Here is a 20,347-nt window from a genome sequence, read left to right as displayed (position 1 = left end):
TAGCCACACCGTATGGCCCTGACGGGGCCCCATACCGAAAGCCGTCTGGTATCTCCGATGCGAGAACTGGAACGGGACCGAGACGCGCGGGCGCTGTCCCGCGCCTCGTCCGAGTTTGGCCGGATTGTTGTGATCGGCAACGGCCGGGTCGGCGGTTCTGTCGTTCATGCCGCCCGGTCCGCCGGGCTCGCGGTCAGCGTCGCAGGACGCGATCGCCTCCACGAAGCGGCGGCAGCGGAGATCGTCCTGATCTGCGTGCCGGATCGGGCGATTCCAGACCTCGCCCACGCGCTCGCAGCCGCCATCCAGGAAGGTTCCACCCAAACGGAGGCTTCCCCACCCAGCGCCGGTCCGCCGACGTCCGCCCAGCCCACGTCCGCCGCCCAGCCCACGTCCGCCGCCCAGCCCACGTCCGCCGCCCAGCCGACGCCCGCGCCCAGCCGACCGGCGTACGTCGGGCATGTCAGTGGTGCGTCCGGCCTCGATGTCCTCGCCGCGGTCGTGGGCGCACAGGCGTTCTCGCTCCACCCCCTGCAGACGATCCCGCGGGCGGGGGCAGACCTCACCGGCGTTCCGTGCGCGGTCGCCGGCGCGACGGGGGCCGCGGCGGCGGTGGCCGAGGACCTGGCCCGCCGGCTCGGGATGGCGCCGTTCGCGGTCGCCGAGGAGCATCGCGCCCTCTACCACGCCGCGGCCGTCATGGCGTCGAACTTCCTCGTCACCCTCGAGGAGACGGCGGCGGACCTGCTGGCCCGTGCCGGCGTGGCGGACGCGCGGGCGACTCTCGCACCGCTCGTACGACAGACGGTCGCCAACTGGTCGGAGTTCGGCGGTGCTGCCCTCACCGGGCCCGTCGCCCGCGGTGACGACACCACTGTGGCGCGGCACGTCGAGGCACTCCAGGCCCACGCACCAGAACTCCGGCCGCTCTACGACCTGCTCACCACGCACACCCGGGCCCTCGCCGACCGCGCGGCGGCACCGACCACAGGTCGCCTGGGCGGCCTTCGACCTGACTCCGCTGGAGGTACCCAGATGAGCACCCCCCGCATCATCCGTACCCGCGAGGAACTCCGCACCGCGCTGGCGTCGGCGCGCCGGGAGGGCCACACGATCGGGCTCGTGCCGACGATGGGCGCCCTGCACGAAGGTCATCTCACCCTGCTGCGGACCGCCCGAGCGCGGTGCGACGTGGTGGTGATGAGTTTGTTCGTCAACCCGACGCAGTTCGCTGCGGGCGAGGACCTCGCCGGCTATCCGCGGGACGAGGAACGGGACGTACGCCTGGCCGGCGAGGCGGGTGCCGATGTCGTCTACGCGCCGGACGCCGCGCAGGTCTACCCGGACGGGTACGCCACGACGGTCGAGGTCGGTGGTGGCCTCACCGAGGTGCTGTGCGGCGCTCCAGGCCGGCGCGGTCCCGGGCACTTCCGTGGCGTGACGACCGTCGTCGCCAAGCTCCTCAACGCCGTCGGGCCGGACGTCGCGTTCTTCGGCCAGAAGGACGCCCAGCAGGCGGTGGTCATCCGCCGGATGGTGCGCGACCTGGAGTTCGGCGTGCAGATCGTCGTCGTGCCGACCGTACGGGAGCCCGACGGCCTCGCGATGAGCTCGCGCAACGTCTATCTCGACCCCGCCGAGCGGACCCGGGGGCTCGCGTTGAACCGGGCCCTCACGGCTATCCGCGACGCGGCGTTGGCGGGTGAGAGCGCGACCGAACCGGCGCTCGCCCTTGGCCGGAAGATCCTCGCCGACGCGGGCGTCGAGCCGGAGTACCTCGAGGCCCGCGACGCCGAGGACCTCACGGCGGCAGCGAAGTTCGGCGTACGACCGGTGCTCGTCGCGGTCGCCGCCCGGGTCGGACGGGCGCGGCTCATCGACAACACCGTGATCACCCTCTCCGAGACCACCACCACGTCAAGCACCACCGATACCGGCCCGAACGAAGCGGAGGACTGACGATGCACCGCACGCTGTTGAAGTCCAAGATCCACCGGGCGACTGTCACCGGATGCGACGTCGACTACGTGGGCAGCATCACCATCGACGCCGAGCTGATGGCGGCGGCGGACCTGCTCCCCCACGAACAGGTCCACGTCTGGGACGTCGACAACGCCGCCCGGTTCGTCACGTACGTGATCGCCGGTCCCGCGGGCTCGGGCACGATGCAGGTCAACGGCGCCGCCGCGAGTCTCGTGGAGATCGGTCACCGGGTGATCGTGGCGTCGTTCGGGAGCTTCTCCTCCGACGAGGTCTGGGCTCACGAGCCCGTCGTGGTCCACGTCGATGCCGCCAACACGATCGCCCGGGTGGACTCCGATCCCGGGGCGCTCCTGGGCTCGCCCCTTGCGTCGCAGGCAGGTGATCCGCGATGACCGCCCGCACTCGCGTGACCATTCCCAGGCTCGCCGAGATGAAGGCGGCCGGCGAGCCGATCGTCATGGTGACGGCGTACGACCATCCGTCGGCGCAGGTCGTGGAGAAGGCCGGCGTCGACGTGGTGCTCGTCGGCGACTCGGCCGCGATGGTGGTGCTCGGCCACGACTCGACCGTGCCGGTGGGGATGACGGAGATGCTCGTCCTCGCGGCGGCCGTGCGGCGGGGGCTCACGGTTCCGTTGCTGGTCGGCGACCTGCCGTTCGGTTCGTACGAACGCTCCGACGAGCAGGCGATCGAGAATGCTCAGCGGCTCGTCAAGGAGGCCGGCTGCGACGCGGTGAAGATCGAACGCGGTGGTACGTCGGTCGACCGGGCCCGCGCGATCGTCCGTGCCGGGATTCCGGTGATGGGCCACGTCGGCCTCACGCCTCAGACGGTCGGGCTGCTCGGCGGGTTCAAGGCGCAGGGGCGGACGGCGGCGAGTGCGGCGCGGATCGCGGCGGAGGCTCGGGCGCTGGCCGACGCCGGGTGTTTCGCGCTGGTCTTCGAGGCGATCCCGTCGGCGGTGACGGAGATCCTGATGGAGCAGGTGGACGTACCTGTCATCGGGATCGGCGCGGGGCCAGCCACCGACGGCCAGGTGCTGGTCTTCCACGACCTGCTGGGGATCTCGACCGGGCACACGCCGAAGTTCGTGAAGCGGTACGCCGGGGTCCGTGAGGCGATGACCACGGGCGTGGCCGCCTATGCCGCCGACGTCCGCGGGCGGGTGTTCCCCGGTCCCGAGCACGGGTACCCGATCGATCCGGACGAGAGTGCCGAGCTCCGCCGCCTGCTCGACGGGCGGCCGCCACTGCCGTGGGCCCGGTCCGCCCCGGGCTGACCTGGTGGCGAGGTCCCTGCGCTCGCAGGCGCGCCGTCGTTGTGCATGAGGGCGGCCCTCACGCAGAACCGCCTCGCATGAAGGGACGCCTCATGCGGAAAGCTGACACCCTCAACGGGGACGCGCCGCCTGGTCGGCAGCCTCCTCGATCGGTCGGCGGGCTTGGGGAACACCTGGCCACGGTTCCGCCGGCTGCGCGGCGAGCAACCGGTCGTACGCCACTTCGAGGTGGCGCGGGCCACGCAAAACCGCGTTCGGACGGTACGACGGCGGATCCGCGGCCAGGCGGGGGTTCTCGAGCCGGCGGGCGAGCGCGGTCAACGCGACCCGCGCTTCCAGCCGGGCGAGCGGAGCACCGAAGCAGTAGTGGATCCCGCCGCCGAACCCGAGATGTTCGGTGCCTGCGCGGTCCTCGCCGTACCGGTCCGGATGGAAGCGGTCCGGGTCGAAGCGGTCCGGGTCCCGCACGTGCGCGGGATCACGGCTACCTGCGGCGAGGGCCAACGTGATGGCCGCCCCTTCCGGGATCGTCGTACCGCCGACGTCGATGTCGGCGAGGGCGACCCGTTCGGGCAGGAAGTGCACGGGCGGTTCGTAGCGCAGCAGCTCCTCGACGACCCAGATCCCGAGGTCGGGTTCGTTGCGCAGGCGCCGGAGTAGGTCGGGGTGCCGGAGCAGGGTGAGCATCCCGTTCGCGATCAGGTTCACGGTGGTCTCGTGGCCGGCGAAGAGCAGCAGCGCGGCGTTGCTGAGCAGCTCGGCGCGGGTCATCCGACCCCGTTCGACCTCCTCGACGACCAGCGTGGACAGGAGGTCGTCGCCCGGCCGGTCGCGGCGTACGTCGGCGAGCCCGCCGAGGTAGCGCTCCAGCTCCGCGACCGCCTCGATCCGTTTGCGCCGCAGGTCGGACGCCTCGGACCTCTCCCCACCGCGCGGGCCGATGGACTCCAGCAGCGCCGCGGTCCACACCCGGAACTTCGGTTCGTCCTCGGTGGGTACGCCGAGCAGCCGGCAGATCACCGTGACCGGGAACGGATAGGCGAACGCGTCCACCAGGTCCACCTGGTTGCTGGCGGAACCGTCGCTCGCGGCCGGGAAGTCGTCGACCAGGCCGGTCACGATCTCGACGAGTTCCGGCTCCATGTCGTCGATCCGCCGGGGAGTGTGGGGAGGGCCGAAGTGCCGCGCCATCAGGCCGCGGAGCCGGTCGTGCTCGGGCGGATCGTGGCGGATGAAGCTCGCCAGGTGCTCGTCCTCCTGTCCCGAGGCGGTCCCGGCTTCCGGTTCCGTCAGCTCGTCGTCCGGTGCCAGTTCGTCGTCAGGAACCTGCTCGTCCTCCGGGGCCGATCCCGGCGCACAGCGGGCGGCGTGCTCGTCCGAGCTGACCCGAGGATCGTGGAGCAGGTCGACGATCTCGCGGTACGTACTGACGACGTAGGTCCCGTCGGCCTCCCGGCGTACCGGTATCTCGCGAAGCTCCGCGTACAACCGATACGGATCGGGCCGGTTGGCGGGATCGAGGATCCGGTCGAAGACGCTCCGCTCCATCACAGGCCCCCTGACGGTTCGCCACCGTGCACCAGCGTCGCCCGCCGGTCGCTCGGCTGGTGGCCGGTGACGAGCACGGTGGCGACGTGGCTGGGCAGGGTCTGGTCCGGGATCTCGGCGGAGACGGGCGCCAGCGTGTCCGGTTGGTCGACGGCATGGAAGTCCGGCGGAAACGCCGCTCGCCGCTCGATCAGCCGCGCATAGAAGTCCAGCCACTTCGCCTGGTCGAAACAGACCGCCGCGGTGATGCGGCCCTGGTAGCCGTACGCCGCGACGAAGCCGTCGCCGTCAAGCGCACCTTGCGTGATGACCAGCTCGTCGGCGTAGGTCGGTACGCCGACCGACTTGATCTCGATCCCGAACTGCGTGGACCAGAACACCGGCAGCGACAGGTGCGGCCAGCGTTCGGTCTCGGCGCTGAGCATGTTGTGCGCGGCGACCTCGGCCTGGGTGACCGCGTTGCCCCAGTGCTCCAGGGCGAGTAGCTGGTAGTCGTAGATGGGGTGCGGGAACCGCGCCACGTCACCTGCGACGAACACGTCGTCGGTCACCAGCCCGTTGACGTCGAACGCCCGGCAGCCGGCGTCGCAGGCCACGCCCCACGCTCCGGCGGCGAGACCTGAGTCGTGAAGCCACTCCACGTTACGGATGGCGCCGAGTGCCGCTACCGCCACGTCGACGTCGAGCACACTGCCGTCGGAGAGCTTCGCCCTGCGCAGCCGGCCGTCGGCATCGCCCTCGAGGGCCGTGACTGTGACGCCACACCGCAGGTCGACGCCATGCTTGCGCTGCATCCTGGCCGCTGTTGCGCCGATCACGCCGCCGAGCGCGCCGACCAGCGGGGTCGGTCCGCGTTCGGCGACGGTGACGGGAATGCCGAGATCACAGCAGTCCGACGCGATCTCGGAGCCGGTGAAGCCGGCGCCGATCACGAGGACCCGGCGAGGCTCCGCCCCGAGGCGCCGCCGGAGCACAGTTGCGTCGTCGCGGGTACGCAGGACGAAGACACCGTCGAGTGCCGCCTCTGTCGGGTTCGGCCAGGGCCGGGCGCGGACGCCGGTCGCGATCAGTACCCGGTCGTAGCCCACACGCCGACCGTCCGCGAGGACGACCTCCTTCGCCCCGATGTCCAGGCGCGCGGCCGGGCTGCCGAGCATCCACCGCGCGTCGATCCCCTCGGTCCGCGGCAGGCTCGTCCGCTGCGCGGGGACCCGGCCGGTCAGGACGTGCTTCGACAGTGGCGGACGATCGTAGGGTGCGTGGCGCTCGTCACCGATCACCGTCAGCGTGCCGGTGAAGCCCTCCGCGCGGAGCGTCACCGCGGCCCGCAACCCGGCAAGAGACGCGCCGACGATGACGATGCGTTCGACCCGCGGCCGCGTCGAGGTGCTCCGCGCCCGGGTTGGCACGGCAGCCGTGCCGCCCGGTGCGGCACCGCCGTCCAACCGGTCCAGCAGGATCGCCTGCACCGGACACGCGGCCGCCGCACGCAGGATCCGGTCCCGCTGCCGATCGTCGGGTTCCGCGTCGTAGGTCAACGACTCGTTGCCACGCATCGAGAAGACGTCCGGCGCGAGGAACGCGCACTGGGCGTACCCCTGACAGCGGGTGAGGTCGACGACGAGCCGCATGGCGCTGTCCTCTCCCGAGAGCCTTCCCCGGCCCGGACTCGCCGTCCGGCCCTGCGACCACACTTTGCGGCCGGGCAGGTCGAACCATCACCTGATCGGGGTGAACACGGGCGGAGTCACCGGTCCCTCCGGCCCAGCGCCACAGGACTGCCAGACCGTTCCCCCGAACGCAGGGGCGGGACGGGGGTACTTCAGGAGGAGGGAACCACCGGGCGTACGACGGCGATGGAGCAGTACGCATGGTGGAGCAAGCTCTGGCTGACCGAACCGAGCAGCATCCCGACCAGCCCGCCGCGGCCCCGTGAGCCGACCACGACGAGGCCGGCGCCGCGCGAGAGTTCGGTGAGCAGCACCGCGGGCCGGCCCTCCAACAGACTCGTCGTCACCTGCACCTCCGGGTACTTGTCCTGAAAGCCCGCAAGCGATTCCGACATCCACCTCAGGTGCTCGTTGCGCCGTGTCGCGAACGCCTCCGCGTCCCACCGGGCTGCGGCCGGATGGTCAACCTGCCAGCAGTGCACGGCGACCAGCCCGGTCCCGCGGTGGGAGGCTTCGCCGAATGCGAAGTCCACCGCACGTTCGGACACGTCCGAGCCGTCGACTCCGACCACGACCCGCGCACCCGGCGTGGCGCGCTCTCCCGACGTCCGGGCCACGATGACCGGGCAGGGCGCATGGGTCGCCACCGCCGATCCCACCGAGCCGAGTACCACCGACGCGATTGCCGACCGCGGCCGCGATCCCACGACCACGAGTTCGGCATCGGCCGCCTGTTCCAGCAGGGCCATCGCCGGGAACCCGCTGGTGACCAGGCCGGACACCTCCGTGAAACCCAGGTCGTCACGGACGAAAGCCACCGCCGAGTCGAGTTCTTCGCTTTCGGGGTTCTCTTCGTACATCTCGACCGAACGCACGATCTGGAGCGGACAGTTCCGGTACCTCGCCTCGTCGACTGCGAGGCGCAATGCCGTGCGGCTCTCCGTACTGCCGTCGACTCCCACGACAACCCGACGGCGCGATGGATCGGTCATCAGAACCTCCTCGCCCGGCTCTGCGCCAGGATTCCCGATCTCGACGATCGCCCCCAGAGGCCAATGTCCCGCTGACGGACGTCCATCGACTCTCCGCGATCCCGCACAATCTGCGAGCGAGACGGTGGCCGGCTATGTCTTGGCGTTCTGGGCGCCTACCATCGGTTCCATGGCCCTGACCGGGGAGGCGGCCGGTATGTCCACTCCAGGGCAACCGGGCGCTCTGCGCGACAACCGGGTGGATCAGGAAAGGATCCCTCCCGATGACCCTGCCTACCCGAGGATGCCGGCTCCTCAGCGTCGGGTCCAGACACTGATCGACGCGATCCTCACCGTCGGAACCGATCTGGACCTTTCACAGGTTCTCGAACGTGTCGTGCATTCCGCGTGCGTCCTTGCCGGTGCTCGATACGGCGTCCTCATTCTCGCCACACCCGAACGGGAAATCACCGACACCATTACCATCGGTACCACTGCGGAGGATCGGGAGAAAATCTCTCAACTGCCGGAATTCCGCGAGGTGCCGGGGTGGGACTTCAAGCCTGGAAAAGAGATCCGGATCGGCGAGGTTCCGGAGCATTTCACGGCCGCCGGGCTGCCTCGCCCCCATCCGGCGGTCCCTGATCTTCTGGGCGTTCCCATCGCCATGCGCGACGAGACATTCGGCCATCTCTACCTCGGCGACTGTGGGCAGGACGGCGACGACGGCACGACGTCGTTGACCCCCGACGACGAGGAAGCGCTTCTCGCCCTCGCCACGGCCGCCGGAATCGCGATCCAGAACGCCCGGCTCTTCGAGCGTGAACGTCGGCGCCAACAGTGGTTGCAGGCGGCATCGGAGATGACCCATCTCCTGCTGGGCGAGGTCAACCGCGACCAGGCCCTGCGCATGGTGACCAGGCAGCTGCGGGAGATCTCCGGCGCGTGCTACGGGAGCCTGATCCTGCTCGATCCGGCTGTCCCGGGAACGATGGTGCTCGAGGCGGCCGACGGTCTCGGGCTGGAGTTCACCACCGGCACCCGCACTGACATCCGCGGAATTCCCGCCATGGTGATGGAGTCAGGAAAAGCTCTTGTCACTCGTGACCTTCCGGCCGAAAAGGCGTTCAACCCCCCGCCTGACTGGCGTAAGCCCTTGTCGGTGGTGGGTCTCGGCATGGTCCTGCCCCTCGTCGCCAGCGACGAGATCCTCGGCGTGCTGTATGTCGGCTGGGAACGCAACTCGCCGAACGAACGTCTGGCCGCCCAGGAGGTCCCCCTGGTGGAGATGTGGGCCAGCCATGCCGCACTTGCGCTCCAGCGGGTCCAGGCCCAGCGCAACAACTCCCGCCTGCTGATCCTGGAGGACCGCGACCGGATCGCCCGCGATCTGCACGACGCCGTGATCCAACGCCTCTTCGCCGTCGGTACCCGTCTGCACAGCGCCAACGGTCTCAGTACCCGGCCCGAGGTCCAGCGCAGGATCGCGAGAGCCATCGAGGAGCTCGACGAGACGACGAACGACATCCGGTCGACGATCTTCCAGCTCCATGAGCCGCGCCGCGAGTCCCCCACTCCCCTGCAGAACCAACTCCTGGCGGAGCTCGACATGGCGCGGGACCTGTTCGGTTTCACCCCACGTGTCGTGTTGAACGGGCTGGTCGATTCCCTGCCTGAGGCTTTCCACGACGAGCTGATATTCGCGGTCCGTCACGCCCTCACCGTTGCCGGCAAGCGTCGTGCGGTGGTCCACGTGGAGGTCGTGATCAACCTCGTCGGCGGAGTCAGCCTCACGGTGACAGATGACGGCGTTGCCGGCGATTCGCAGACCGAACGCTTCCGCGCCGCCCGGATCGCGGAACTGTCGGCGCAGGCGAGCCGCCTCGGGGGCAGGTGCGAGACATTCGCAGACGAGGACGGCCGCACGACGATCAAGTGGTACGCACCGTTCGACTGACTCCCGGGGCCGAGCCTTTGTCTGCCAGGCAGACCCTTTCTCTGCCAGCCTGATCCCTTCTCCAGCGTGCTGGCACTGTCCTCGCAGGGTGCGATCATGCCCCGCGAAGCAGCGGCGCGGCGCAATGTGTCCTACGCTTTTCGAAAGCGGGGTTGCGGACTCGCCGCAAGGGGATGTGTGACCTATTTGCCGCAAGGCTTATGGCCATTGATGGAGCGGACAAACGGTGGGTAACAATTGCGAGCGGAGGCAGGTCCTTCAGCGCATTGTGGAAACCGCGGCGCAGCTCACCGTCGCGAAGTATGCCGTTCTGGTCATCGTGACGCGGGAGAAGCGGATTCTCGAATTCATCCCCTTTGGTGTCACCGAGGAACGTGTTGCGAAAATCGGTGAGCGACCACAGTTCAGAGGAATTCTTAAAATTGTCCGCAAGACCGGCAGAGCCCTGCGGATCGCCGATGTCAGGACACATCCGGCACGATACGGCATTCCCGCACACCATCCCGTCATCACCAGTCTGCTCGCCGTACCCATCAAGCTGCACGGCGACACCGAAGGGCTGCTCTACCTCGCCAACAAGACGTCCGCGCGCGAGTTCTCGGCCGCGGACGAGGCCGCCGTGACCGCACTCGCCGACGCGGCAGGCATGACGATCGAGAACTCGCGGCTGTTCCAGCAGGAACGCCGACGCGAGCGTTGGATCGAGATGGGCGCCGAGGTGACCCGCCTGCTCCTCAACCCGGCAAGTCGCGACGAGGCGCTGCCGCTGGTGCTGCGTCGCATCCGGGAGGTCTCCAGGGCGTTCACAGGCGTGATCGCCCTCGTCGAACGCACGGCCTCGGAGGAACGCATCGTCTTCGAGGCGATGGACGGCATCGAGACGGATCACGACGAGACGGTCAGCATCCAACTCCGCCGCCCCAGCTTCCTGGCGTCCGTGATCGACACCGGAGCGCCGATCCTCACCACCGACCTGCAGGACGACCCGCAGTACAACCCCACCCCCATCTGGGCCGCCCTGTCCGAAGACGTCGGCCTCGCGATGTTCATGCCGCTGACGGCCGAGGGCGAGACGATGGGAGTGCTCGCTCTCACCTGGCGGCGAGGCTCACCCGACGAAGCCGTCGCGATCGAGGACGCCGAACTCATGCAGTCGTTCGCCGACCAGGCCGCACTAGCCCTGCACCAGCAGCGGCTCCAGTACGACCGTGAGCGGCGCGGGCGGTGGCTCGAAGCCGGGTTCGGGCTGACCCGTCTGCTCCTCAACGACGTCGACCGTGACGAGGCGTTGACGATGGTGATCCGGCGGTTCCGGGTGGTTTCCGCCGCCGACTACGCGGGGCTGATCACCGTGGACCCCGCCGACGCCGACACCGCGGTCCTCGCCGTGGTCGAGGGACTCGACCTGGAGTCGACCGCGGGCACCAGGATCGGCCGGCGTGGCCTCACCGCCCGTGTCATCGAGACGCGCCAGCGCGTCGTCAGCGACGATCTCACCCACGAGCCGGAGTACGACCCTCCGCCCGAGTGGGCGGAAGCCATGTCGGTGATCGGCCTGGGCATGCTCATCCCGCTGGTGGTGTCGGGCGACGTCTTCGGCATCCTCTACGCGGGATGGCGGCGTGGTTCGCCACAGGAGCGGGTCGGTCGTCGAGAGATCGACATGGTGGAAGCGTTCGCCGGCCAGGCCGCGCTCGCCCTGCAACACGTCCAGTCGCAGGAGGCCCGCGCCCGGATGCGGGTGCTCGAGGACCGCGACCGGATCGCATCGGACCTGCACGACGTGGTCATCCAGCGCCTGTTCGCGGTCGAGATGCGCCTGCACAGCGCGGCGGGGCTGAGCACCGACCCGCAGGTGCGGCAGCGCATCGACGCGGCGATCGACGACCTCGACGACATGACCAGGGAGGTGCGTTCGACGATCTTTTCCTTACACCACGAGGAGGGCGACGAAGCGTCCATCCGCTCTCAGCTGCTCTACGAGATCGACTCGGCGCGGGCTGTGCTCGGTTTCACGCCACGCCTGGTCGTGCGTGGACCGGTCGACCGAGGCGTGTCACCGCGGCTGCGCAGCGAGCTGGTTCCAGCAGTGCGCGACGCGCTCGCCAACGCCGCCGCCCACCTGTCGCCGACCGAGGTCGAGGTCACGGTCAGGGTCACCGGAGATGAGCTTGTCCTCACCGTCACCGACGACGGCACCGATATCGGCGGCTCGCCGCCTGAAGCGCGCGTCGCCGAGCTGAAGACCCGCGCCCTCCACCTGGGTGGTTCGTTCGACGTCCGGTCCGGCGAGCGTGGCAACCTCCTCGTGTGGCATGTCCCTCTCGCAAGTTGATCGCGTTTGAGCCCGCCCGTGGGGTGCGAGGAACGAGATCGCACGCCCCTGTCGGGCCCTCTCACACCCGGATCGGCGCGGCGATCGCGGGGATCAGTGTCCCGAATCGCCGGCACCACATCGGTTCCGTCCCACCGATCCGCAAGGATGGAGCCCGTGACGAGGAATGGAGCGGGCCTCTGGTGGCCCGACGGCTGCCCACCACCCGGTGCGACGTACGACGGCTCGGGCGTGACGTTCGCCCTCTGGGCGCCCATGGCCGAACGCGTGGAGGTCTGCCTCACCGCTCCCGACGGTTCCGAACGGCGGGTTCCCTTGTCCGACCAGATCTTCGGGACGTGGTACGGCCGCATCGCCGGTGTCGGGCCCGGGCAGCGTTACGGTTACCGCGTCTACGGGCCGTGGGATCCGCAGGCGGGCCACCGGTTCAACCCGGCGAAGCTGCTTGTCGATCCGTACGCCCGGGCGATCAACGGTGAGCTCGTCGACCACGCAGCGATCTTCGGCCACGCGACCAAGGCCGAGGGCGACCTGATCCGCGACGACCGGGACTCCGCGCCCTATGTGCCGCGGTCAGTCGTCGTCGACGCGTCCTTCGACTGGGGCGATGACCGACGACCCCGCGTACCGTGGAGTGACACGGTTCTCTACGAGCTTCACGTGCGTGGTTTCACGAAGCTGCACCCCGAGGTCCCGCCCGAGCTTCGCGGTACCTACGCCGGCCTGGCCCATCCGGCGGTCCTCTCCTACCTCGTCGACCTGGGCGTCACCACCCTCGAGCTTCTGCCGGTCCACCAGTTCGTCAGCGAGTCGATGCTGAGCGGGCGTGGGCTCGCCAACTACTGGGGCTACAACACGCTCGGGTTCTTCGCGCCCCACGGGGGATATGCCGCGGCCGGCACCGAAGGGCAGCAGGTCACCGAGTTCAAGCAGCTGGTGAAGGCGGCCCACGAAGCCGGGCTCGAAGTCGTGCTCGACGTGGTCTACAACCACACCTGCGAGCAGGACGAGCGCGGACCCACGCTGTCGTTCCGTGGCATCCACAACGCCGCCTACTACCGGCTGGACGACGGGGGGCGGCACTACCTCGACCTCAGCGGTACGGGCAACTCCCTCAACCTGCGCCATCCCGAGGTCGTGCGGCTGGTCCTGGACTCGCTGCGGTACTGGGTGGAGGAGATGCACGTCGACGGGTTCCGGTTCGACCTGGCGTCGGCGCTCACCCGGGACGACGGCGGAGTCGACATGGCGGGACCGTTCGTCGCGGCCGTCAACCAGGACCCGGTCCTGCGTCGCGTCAAGCTGATCGCCGAGCCCTGGGACCTTGGGGCGGGCGGCTACCAGGTCGGCGCGTTCCCGCCGCCGTGGTCGGAGTGGAACGACCGGTTCCGGGACGCCGTCCGCGAGTTCTGGTCCGGCTCCCCCGATGGCGTCAGGGACCTTGCGTCGCGGATGTCGGGGTCGAGCGACCTCTACCGGCGCAGCGGCCGCCGGCCCTTCGCTTCCATCAACTACGTCACGTCCCACGACGGCTTCACGGCGCGTGACCTCGTGAGCTACGAACGAAAGCACAACGAGGCCAATGGCGAGGACAACGCCGACGGGAACGACGACAACCGGTCGTCCAACTCCGGTGTCGAGGGCGAGACGGATGACCCGGCGGTGGTCGCGCGGCGGCTGAGGCAGGTCCGCAACCTGCTCACGACCCTGGTCCTCGCAGCCGGTGTGCCGATGGTGCTCGGCGGCGACGAGCGCGGGCGTACGCAGGGCGGCAACAACAACGCCTACTGCCAGGACAACGAGATCTCCTGGGTCTCCTGGGCTGACAAGGGCGTCTGGACGGACCTTCGCCGCGTGGTACGGACGCTGCTGCGGATCCGGCGCGAGCACCCGGTCTTCCGACGTTCGACGTTCTTCTCCGGCGCGCTCGACCCCGCTGGCGGGCGCCGCGACGTGGGCTGGTTCGGCCCATGGGGCGAGGAGATGGACGACGCCGCCTGGCACGACTCGTCACTGCGGACGCTCGGGATGTTCCTGGCCGGCGAACGCACCGGACGGCGTACGGCCGCAGGCGAGCCGGTCCACGACGACTCGTTCCTGCTGTGGCTCCACGCCGGCGAGGAGGCCGTCAAGGTCAGCTTGCCGGGACCGCCATGGGCGCTGGCCTACTCCGTCATCGTCGACTCCAGCGACTCGGTGGTGCCGCGGCACCTGGCCGGCTACGAAGAGCTGGAGCTGCCACCCCACTGCGCCGTCCTCCTCCGCGCTGAGTGACCGCCGGCGACCCAGGTTCGGATTCGGATTCGGGTGCCCCCCGCCAACGCGCCCTCACGAGAGGGGACCCCCCTCCAATAGGTACGTACGAAGGGCACCCTCACCCAACGCGGCTTCGCAGGGAGGGTCCCCTCCTGCAGGAGCGAGAGGGCGAAGAACCACCGACATCCCCGGCTCGTTATAGTCCCAGGCCGGAGGACGTGCGGGTCGGCGGAGAAGGGCCCGCACTCATCGAGAGGCGAGGCCATGCTGCGGTACAACCTCATCCATCCAGAGATCCTGGCCGCCCTGGCCTCGGCGGGCCATGGCTCGCGAGTGCTGATCGCGGACGGGCACTACCCCTTCGTCACCGCTGCCGGGCCCAACGCGACTCACGTCTTCCTCAACCTCACGCCCGGTCGGCTCAACGCCACCGAGGTTCTGGCGGCCGTGGTGGACGCCACGCCGATCGAGTCCGCCTCGGTCATGCAGCCACCTCCCGAGCTCCCGACGCCTGAGGTCTTCGCCGAGTTCGGGGCGCTGCTGCCCGACGGCACTCCGATGGAGCGGCTCGACCGGTTCGGGTTCTACGACGCCGCGAAGTCGGAGGATGTCGCGCTGGTCATCGCCACCGGCGAGCAGCGCACGTACGCCAACATCCTGCTCACCATCGGCGTCGCGGCCTGAGCAAGGGCCCCTCCGGCGCCCGTCCCCGTCGAGCCCGCGCCAGTCTCGTCAGGCCGTCTTCTCGCGGCGTTCGCTGCTGCTGCGCTTGCGGCCGGTCTGCTCTCGCGGAACGAGCGTCGGGTTCACGTTGTCGAGGACGACCTCGCGGGTGACGATGACCCGGGCCACGTCGTCGCGGCTGGGCACTTCGTACATCACGTTGAGCAGGACCTCTTCGATGATCGCCCGGGTCGCGCGCGCCCCGGTGCCGCGAAGCAGCGCCTGCTCGGAGATCGCCTCGATCGCTTCGTCAGAGAACTCGAGCTCGACACCGTCGAGCTCGAAGAGCTTCTGGTACTGCTTGACCAGCGCGTTGCGCGGCTCGGTGAGGATCCGCATCAGCGCGGTCCGGTCCAGTGGCTGCACCGTCGCGACGACCGGGAGCCGGCCGACGAACTCCGGGATCAGCCCGAACTTCAACAGGTCCTCCGGCATCACCTCGGAGAAAGCGTCGTCCTTCTCGCGTTCCTCCTTCGTCCGGATGGTGGCGGAGAATCCGACGCCCTTCTTGCCGACCCGCTGCTCGATGATCCGCTCGAGGCCGGCGAACGCCCCGCCCACGATGAACAGGACGTTGGTCGTGTCGATCTGGATGAACTCCTGGTGCGGGTGCTTGCGGCCACCCTGCGGCGGCACGCTCGCGGTGGTCCCCTCCAGGATCTTCAGCAGTGCCTGCTGGACACCTTCGCCGGAGACGTCGCGGGTGATCGACGGGTTCTCGCTCTTACGGGCGATCTTGTCAACCTCGTCGATGTAGATGATGCCGGTTTCGGCCTTTTTGACATCATAATCAGCGGCCTGGATCAGCTTGAGCAGGATGTTCTCGACGTCTTCACCGACGTAGCCCGCCTCGGTCAGTGCGGTCGCGTCGGCGATCGCGAACGGGACGTTGAGCATCTTGGCCAGGGTCTGCGCGAGATAGGTCTTGCCGCAGCCGGTGGGCCCGATGAGCAGGATGTTGGACTTCGCCAACTCGACTGGCTCGTCACGGGCGTGTCGCCCGGCGGCCGACAGGCCCGACTGCACCCGCTTGTAGTGGTTGTAGACAGCCACCGAGAGCGCCTTCTTGGCAGCGTCCTGCCCGACGACATAGGAGTCGAGGAACTCGTAGATCTCCCGCGGCTTGGGAAGCTCGTGCAGACCGACCTCCGAGGACTCGCTGAGCTCCTCCTCGATGATCTCGTTGCACAGGTCGATGCACTCGTCGCAGATGTAGACGCCCGGACCTGCAATGAGCTTCTTGACCTGCTTCTGGCTCTTTCCACAGAAGGAGCACTTGAGCAGGTCGCCGCCGTCACCGATGCGTGCCACTCCGGAACGTCTCCTTCGGTTGCTACGCCACTGTCATGGGCGTGGGGGTCGAACCTGCATAGGACTCGGGCCGGTCAGCCCTCAGGGTGTGTCGCGGCGACCTTGTGAGCCGTTGCCGCGCATGCTCTGAGCGTACAGAGACCGACGGTACTCCGTTCTGGGCGCGAACGGTCGCGTTCAACCGCGCGTCGCTGGACACACGCGGCGAATCCGGGTGGGCCCGACACTTCTGGGCCGCCGTGACATTCGGCACGTCGGTTGACTCCCTTGTCAGTTCCCCACAAAGCCGGCTCTGGAGCCTGGCTCGGCCCTCAGACCTCGACCAGGCTCTTCTTGCGGCTGACCAGCACCTCGTCGATGAGGCCGTACTCGACGGCCTGCTCGGCGCTGAGGTACTTGTCGCGCTCGATGTCGCGTCCGACCTCCTCGATCGGACGTCCGGTGTTGTCGGCGATCATCGTCTCCAGCATCTCGCGCATCCGCAGGATCTCGTTCGCCTGGATCTCGATATCGCTCGCCTGACCGTAACCACCCTCGGTGTAGGGCTGGTGGATGACGATCCGGCTGTGCGGAAGCGCCGACCGCTTGCCTGGCGCGCCGGCGGCCAGCAGCACCGCGGCCGCCGAAGCCGCCTGGCCGAGGCAGACCGTGTGGACGTCGGGAGTGATGTAGCGCATCGTGTCGTAGATCGCCGTCAGCGCCGTGATGGAACCACCGGGTGAGTTGATGTAGATCTGCACCTCGCGGTCGGGGTCCATCGACTCCAGGCACATCAGCTGCGCCATGACGGCGTTGGCGATGTCGTCGGAGATCGGCGTGCCGAGGAAGATGATCCGCTCCTCGAAGAGCTTCGCGTACGGATCGATCTGTCGGTAACCGTAGGGGGTGCGCTCTTCCCACCGCGGGATGAAGTAGTCGCCCCGCGGCAGCCTCGAGGGCTCTGTCGCGAGTCCGGGGAGCTGGATACCGCCGGCCGGTTGGATGCTGGTCATCGTGGTTCGTCCTCCAGGGGGATGGTGCCGTGCCGGGGTGTCAGGAGACAGGTCCGACCGAGCTGACTTCGCCGGCGTACTTCACCACATGGTCGATGAAGCCATACTCCCGCGACTGCTCGGCGGTGAACCACCGGTCGCGGTCCGCGTCCGCCTCGATCTGGTCGACCGTCTGGCCGGTGTGGAGAGCGGTCAGCTCGAACAGTTGCTTCTTCAGGTGCAGGCTCTGCTGGGCCTGGATCTTGATGTCGGACGCCGTGCCACCGAGCCCACCCGAGACCTGGTGCATCATGATGCGCGAGTGCGGCAGGGCGAAACGCTTGCCCTTCGTACCGGCCGCCAGCAGGAACTGTCCCATCGACGCGGCCAGGCCCATCGCCACGGTGGCGACGTCGTTGGAGATGAACTGCATCGTGTCGTAGATCGCGAGGCCGGAGTCGACCGATCCGCCCGGCGAGTTGATGTAGAGCCAGATGTCCTTGGCCGGGTCCTCGGCGTTGAGCACGAGCATCTGCGCGCAGATCGCGTTGGCGTTCTGGTCGCGGACCTCCGAGCCGAGGAAGATGATCCGCTCCTTGAGGAGCCGCTGGTAAATGTGATCGTCGAGGCCGCCCTGGCCGTTGTGGCCCTGCGCCCGCTCCGCGTATTCGTTCACGTCCTCCGCCTAGGTCTGTCTCGTGGGTGTCTGGTGGCACACATCGGGCCCGCACGTGGGCGGTAGTCGCACCGTTCGAACTTGACCTCGACCCTAGCCAACCGCTCCCCCGCAGCGGACGCGGAGAGGGTCCTGTTCGCTCACGGCGCAGAGTCGTCAGGTCCGGACTCCGCTTCCCATGCAAAGAATCGTTTGCAAACATGTCTCCGCGAGCTTACGGTGCCCGGCATGTCCGACGAGTCCGACCAGTCCGACGAGTCCGTCCGGGCCGTCCAGCCCGAGGCCACGCGAGACCTTCCGCCCAGGCTCGCCCCGAGGAGCGAGGTGCCCCTCACCCCGAGGAGCGAGGTGCCCCTCAACGCGCGGTCGCTGCGGGGCCTGGCCCACCCGGTCAGAGTCCGGATGCTCGGCCTGCTGCGCGAGGCGGGGCCGGCCACCGCGACCACCCTGGCGCACCAGCTCGGGCTCAACACCGGCGCCACGAGCTACCACCTACGACAGCTCGCCGCGCATGGCTTCGTCGTGGAGGACGCGGAGCGTGGCACCGCCCGCGAGCGCTGGTGGCGACCTGCGCACCGGCACACGCGCCACGCCCCGCCAGCGGCCGACGACGACCGCGCGCTCGGCGACGCGTACCTCCGTGCGGTCGGCCTGCAGTACGCCGAACGGATCCAGGACGCACTCGACGACCTGCCGACCCGCCCGGAGCGCTGGCGGCCAAACCTCAGCGACTTCAGGCTCCGTGTCACCCCCGACGAGCTCGATGAGCTGCTCACTCAGGTCACCGAACTCATCGGCAGATACCGCCACGATGACGCCGCAGGCGGCGATTCGGCGCCAGCTGATGCCGAGCCGGTGGTTGTCCAGCTCCAGGCGTTCCTGCGTCCCGGCGCACCGACCGACGACGACCTCGGGGCCGGCAACACCGCAGGGCCCGACCAGGACAGCGACGCGTGACCGTCCCTAACGCGGCGGCTGCCGGTCAGGCACCGGAGCCTGGCTGACCTTCCGGGTCGCCATCTGTTCCGGTCCCGGCGTCACCCTCACCCTTGCCCGCCGTCGAGTCCTCTGCAGCGTCGGTAGGAGTCTCCGCGTCGCCAGCGGCGCCGGCGTCCTCGGAGCCCTCCGCCGCATCCTCGCCCTCCGGAGCGAGCGTGCCGTCCGGCTGCAGGCGCTTCAGCTCGACCGGGCGCCCGGACTCATCCGTCACGACCGCGCTGTCGACCACCAGGGCCAGAGCCTTGCCCCGCCTGACCTCCTGCACCAACGTCTGGAAGTAGTTGGCCTGGATGACCTGGTTGAAGTAGTCCGCCGGGCTCATACCGGACTGCTGGGCGCGCTGCGCGATGGCGATCTTGACCTCGTCCTCGCTGACCGAGAGCTCTTCCTTCTCGGCCACCTCGTCGAGGACGAACTCCGCCTTCATCGAGTCGCGGGCCCGCTTGTCCAGCTCCTGACCGAATTCCTCGGCCGACTGGCCTTCGCTCTGGAGGTACTGCTCCTCCGACAGACCGATCTGGCCCAACTGCTGACCGATCGCCTCGCGGCGGGACTCGACCTCGGTCGCGACCGCGGCGTCCGGGAGCGGGATGTCGACGAGCCCGAGCAACTTCTCGAGGATGCCGTCACGCGCGGCCTGCGCCTGCTGGATCCGCTTCGAACGCTCGATGCGATCGCTGAGATCTGCCCGCAGCTCGTCCAGGGTGTCGAACTCGCTCGCGAGCTGGGCGAAGTCGTCGTCGAGGTCGGGGAGCTGCTGCTCCTTGACGGCGGTCACCGTCACGGTCACCTCGACGTCCTCGCCCGCGTGGTCGCCAGCGACCAGCTGAGTGCTGAAGGTCGCGGACTCGCCAGCCTGCAGGCCCTTCACGGCGTCGTCCAGTCCCTCGAGCCGCGCACCGCTGCCGATCTGGTAGCTGACTCCGCTCGACTCCTCGTCCTCGAGCTCCTCGCCGTCCTTGCTGGCGGACAGGTCGATCGTCACGTAGTCATCGTCACCGGCGGCGCGTTCGACCGTCGTGAGGGAACCAAACCGCTCACGCAGCGAGTTGACCTGTTCCTCGACGTCCTCGTCGGTCACCTCGGCGTCGTCGACGCTCAGCTCCAGCCCGTGATATTCGGGGAGCGTGATCTCCGGCTTGACGTCGACCTCGGCGGTGAACTTCAGGTCGGCACCGTCAGCGATCTCCGGTACGTCGACCTCCGGGCGGCCGAGTGGCTCGACCTTGTTCTCCTGGAGGGCGTCAACGTAGAGCCGCGGGATCGCGTCCTGGACCGCCTGCTCCAGGACCAGTCCGCGTCCCACCCGCTGATCGATGATCCGGGGTGGGATCTTGCCCTTCCGGAACCCGGGGATCGTCACCTGTCGGGCGATCTCCCGGTAGGCGTTGTCGAGGCTCGACTTGAGCTCCTCGAAGGGCACCTCGACGGTCAGCCGGACCCGGGTCGGGCTCAGGGTCTCGACGGCGCTCTTCACGATCGTGGATCTCCTCGGAATGGGCGTGAGCACGTGGCCTGGGACACCCGCATGCCTCATGCAGACGATCGCGGGCGCGTCACGGGACGTGGCCCGCTCGGGCCGATCCCGGTGCGCGACGCAGTGTACGCCCCACGGCGGCGCCTCTTCCTCGCGCACCCGCTGAGTGGCCGAGGTGGAGGCCGGCCGCC

General features: G+C 69.0%; 15 protein-coding genes. 8 read left to right on the top strand and 7 right to left on the bottom strand.

Going from position 1 to position 20,347, the window contains the following annotated elements; genetic code table 11:
- Positions 1-57: 57 nt before the first annotated feature.
- From panC to panB, 3 genes are read left to right on the top strand one after another with little or no spacing between them, the layout of a single operon-like run.
- Positions 58-1,959, top strand: coding sequence for a pantoate--beta-alanine ligase (gene panC, locus ABN028_RS17755; RefSeq protein ID WP_349697340.1), 1,902 nt, complete (start codon positions 58-60; stop codon positions 1,957-1,959).
- Between the two features lie 2 nt (positions 1,960-1,961).
- Positions 1,962-2,375, top strand: a complete 414-nt coding sequence (gene panD, locus ABN028_RS17750) for an aspartate 1-decarboxylase (RefSeq protein WP_349326179.1) — start codon at positions 1,962-1,964, stop codon at positions 2,373-2,375.
- On the top strand, positions 2,372-3,262 hold the full coding sequence (gene panB, locus ABN028_RS17745; RefSeq protein ID WP_349326178.1) for a 3-methyl-2-oxobutanoate hydroxymethyltransferase: 891 nt from the start codon (positions 2,372-2,374) through the stop codon (positions 3,260-3,262). The genes panD and panB overlap by 4 nt, the downstream gene beginning before the upstream one ends.
- Before the next feature lie 111 nt (positions 3,263-3,373).
- On the opposite strand, the gene ABN028_RS17740 is transcribed toward panB, so the two are convergent.
- From ABN028_RS17740 to ABN028_RS17730, 3 genes are all read right to left on the bottom strand, one after another.
- Positions 3,374-4,810 (bottom strand): cytochrome P450, encoded by a 1,437-nt coding sequence (locus tag ABN028_RS17740; RefSeq protein WP_349697339.1) that lies wholly within the window; start codon positions 4,808-4,810, stop codon positions 3,374-3,376.
- On the bottom strand, positions 4,810-6,441 hold the full coding sequence (locus ABN028_RS17735) for an FAD-dependent oxidoreductase (protein ID WP_349697338.1): 1,632 nt from the start codon (positions 6,439-6,441) through the stop codon (positions 4,810-4,812). The genes ABN028_RS17740 and ABN028_RS17735 overlap by 1 nt, the downstream gene beginning before the upstream one ends.
- Before the next feature lie 191 nt (positions 6,442-6,632).
- On the bottom strand, positions 6,633-7,472 hold the full coding sequence (locus ABN028_RS17730; RefSeq protein ID WP_349326175.1) for a universal stress protein: 840 nt from the start codon (positions 7,470-7,472) through the stop codon (positions 6,633-6,635).
- A gap of 169 nt (positions 7,473-7,641) precedes the next feature.
- On the opposite strand from ABN028_RS17730, the gene ABN028_RS17725 reads away from it, so the two are divergent.
- The 4 genes from ABN028_RS17725 (at position 7,642) to ABN028_RS17710 (ending at position 14,683) form a co-directional block, all read left to right on the top strand.
- Positions 7,642-9,408, top strand: a complete 1,767-nt coding sequence (locus ABN028_RS17725; RefSeq protein WP_349326174.1) for a sensor histidine kinase — start codon at positions 7,642-7,644, stop codon at positions 9,406-9,408.
- A 226-nt stretch (positions 9,409-9,634) separates the two neighbouring features.
- Positions 9,635-11,743 carry a sensor histidine kinase gene (locus ABN028_RS17720; protein WP_349697337.1) on the top strand — a complete coding sequence of 703 codons (2,109 nt, stop codon included), beginning with the start codon at positions 9,635-9,637 and terminating at the stop codon, positions 11,741-11,743.
- Positions 11,744-11,890: 147 nt separating this feature from the next.
- Positions 11,891-14,017 carry a glycogen debranching protein GlgX gene (gene glgX, locus ABN028_RS17715; protein WP_502877531.1) on the top strand — a complete coding sequence of 709 codons (2,127 nt, stop codon included), beginning with the start codon at positions 11,891-11,893 and terminating at the stop codon, positions 14,015-14,017.
- A 246-nt stretch (positions 14,018-14,263) separates the two neighbouring features.
- Positions 14,264-14,683, top strand: a complete 420-nt coding sequence (locus tag ABN028_RS17710; RefSeq protein WP_349326171.1) for an RbsD/FucU family protein — start codon at positions 14,264-14,266, stop codon at positions 14,681-14,683.
- A 48-nt stretch (positions 14,684-14,731) separates the two neighbouring features.
- Here the strand turns inward: ABN028_RS17710 and clpX are convergent, their stop codons facing one another.
- The 3 genes from clpX to ABN028_RS17695 form a co-directional block, all read right to left on the bottom strand.
- Entirely contained in the window at positions 14,732-16,033 is a 1,302-nt protein-coding gene (gene clpX, locus ABN028_RS17705; protein WP_349326170.1) for an ATP-dependent Clp protease ATP-binding subunit ClpX, read from the bottom strand.
- Between the two features lie 311 nt (positions 16,034-16,344).
- Positions 16,345-17,025, bottom strand: coding sequence for an ATP-dependent Clp protease proteolytic subunit (locus ABN028_RS17700; RefSeq protein WP_349326169.1), 681 nt, complete (start codon positions 17,023-17,025; stop codon positions 16,345-16,347).
- A gap of 40 nt (positions 17,026-17,065) precedes the next feature.
- Positions 17,066-17,680 carry an ATP-dependent Clp protease proteolytic subunit gene (locus ABN028_RS17695; RefSeq protein ID WP_349326168.1) on the bottom strand — a complete coding sequence of 205 codons (615 nt, stop codon included), beginning with the start codon at positions 17,678-17,680 and terminating at the stop codon, positions 17,066-17,068.
- A 228-nt stretch (positions 17,681-17,908) separates the two neighbouring features.
- Here ABN028_RS17695 and ABN028_RS17690 point away from each other — a divergent pair, with 228 nt between their 5' ends.
- A complete protein-coding gene (locus tag ABN028_RS17690; protein ID WP_349697336.1) occupies positions 17,909-18,637 on the top strand; it encodes a helix-turn-helix domain-containing protein in 729 nt (242 codons plus the stop codon).
- 25 nt (positions 18,638-18,662) lie between these two features.
- Here the strand turns inward: ABN028_RS17690 and tig are convergent, their stop codons facing one another.
- Positions 18,663-20,156: a trigger factor gene (gene tig / locus ABN028_RS17685; RefSeq protein WP_349697335.1), complete on the bottom strand. Its 1,494-nt coding sequence runs from the start codon at positions 20,154-20,156 to the stop codon at positions 18,663-18,665.
- Positions 20,157-20,347 lie beyond the last annotated feature (191 nt).

The sequence above is a fragment of the Actinopolymorpha sp. B17G11 genome (genome assembly GCF_040196095.1).
GTDB lineage: Bacteria > Actinomycetota > Actinomycetes > Propionibacteriales > Actinopolymorphaceae > Thermasporomyces.
Note: the sequence above shows the minus strand (reverse complement) of the source record. Positions and strands in the feature narration are given on the sequence as shown.

Bases quoted from the DNA above. Each gene is read 5' to 3' on its own strand.
- glgX (WP_502877531.1), top strand. From the start codon at position 11,891: ATGGAGCCCGTGACGAGGAATGGAGCGGGCCTCTGGTGGCCCGACGGC.
- ABN028_RS17690 (WP_349697336.1), top strand. From the start codon at position 17,909: ATGTCCGACGAGTCCGACCAGTCCGACGAGTCCGTCCGGGCCGTCCAG.
- ABN028_RS17725 (WP_349326174.1), top strand. From the start codon at position 7,642: ATGGCCCTGACCGGGGAGGCGGCCGGTATGTCCACTCCAGGGCAACCG.
- panB (WP_349326178.1), top strand. From the start codon at position 2,372: ATGACCGCCCGCACTCGCGTGACCATTCCCAGGCTCGCCGAGATGAAG.
- ABN028_RS17735 (WP_349697338.1), bottom strand. From the start codon at position 6,441: ATGCGGCTCGTCGTCGACCTCACCCGCTGTCAGGGGTACGCCCAGTGC.
- ABN028_RS17740 (WP_349697339.1), bottom strand. From the start codon at position 4,810: ATGGAGCGGAGCGTCTTCGACCGGATCCTCGATCCCGCCAACCGGCCC.
- ABN028_RS17710 (WP_349326171.1), top strand. From the start codon at position 14,264: ATGCTGCGGTACAACCTCATCCATCCAGAGATCCTGGCCGCCCTGGCC.
- panD (WP_349326179.1), top strand. From the start codon at position 1,962: ATGCACCGCACGCTGTTGAAGTCCAAGATCCACCGGGCGACTGTCACC.
- panC (WP_349697340.1), top strand. From the start codon at position 58: ATGCGAGAACTGGAACGGGACCGAGACGCGCGGGCGCTGTCCCGCGCC.
- ABN028_RS17730 (WP_349326175.1), bottom strand. From the start codon at position 7,472: ATGACCGATCCATCGCGCCGTCGGGTTGTCGTGGGAGTCGACGGCAGT.
- ABN028_RS17700 (WP_349326169.1), bottom strand. From the start codon at position 17,025: ATGACCAGCATCCAACCGGCCGGCGGTATCCAGCTCCCCGGACTCGCG.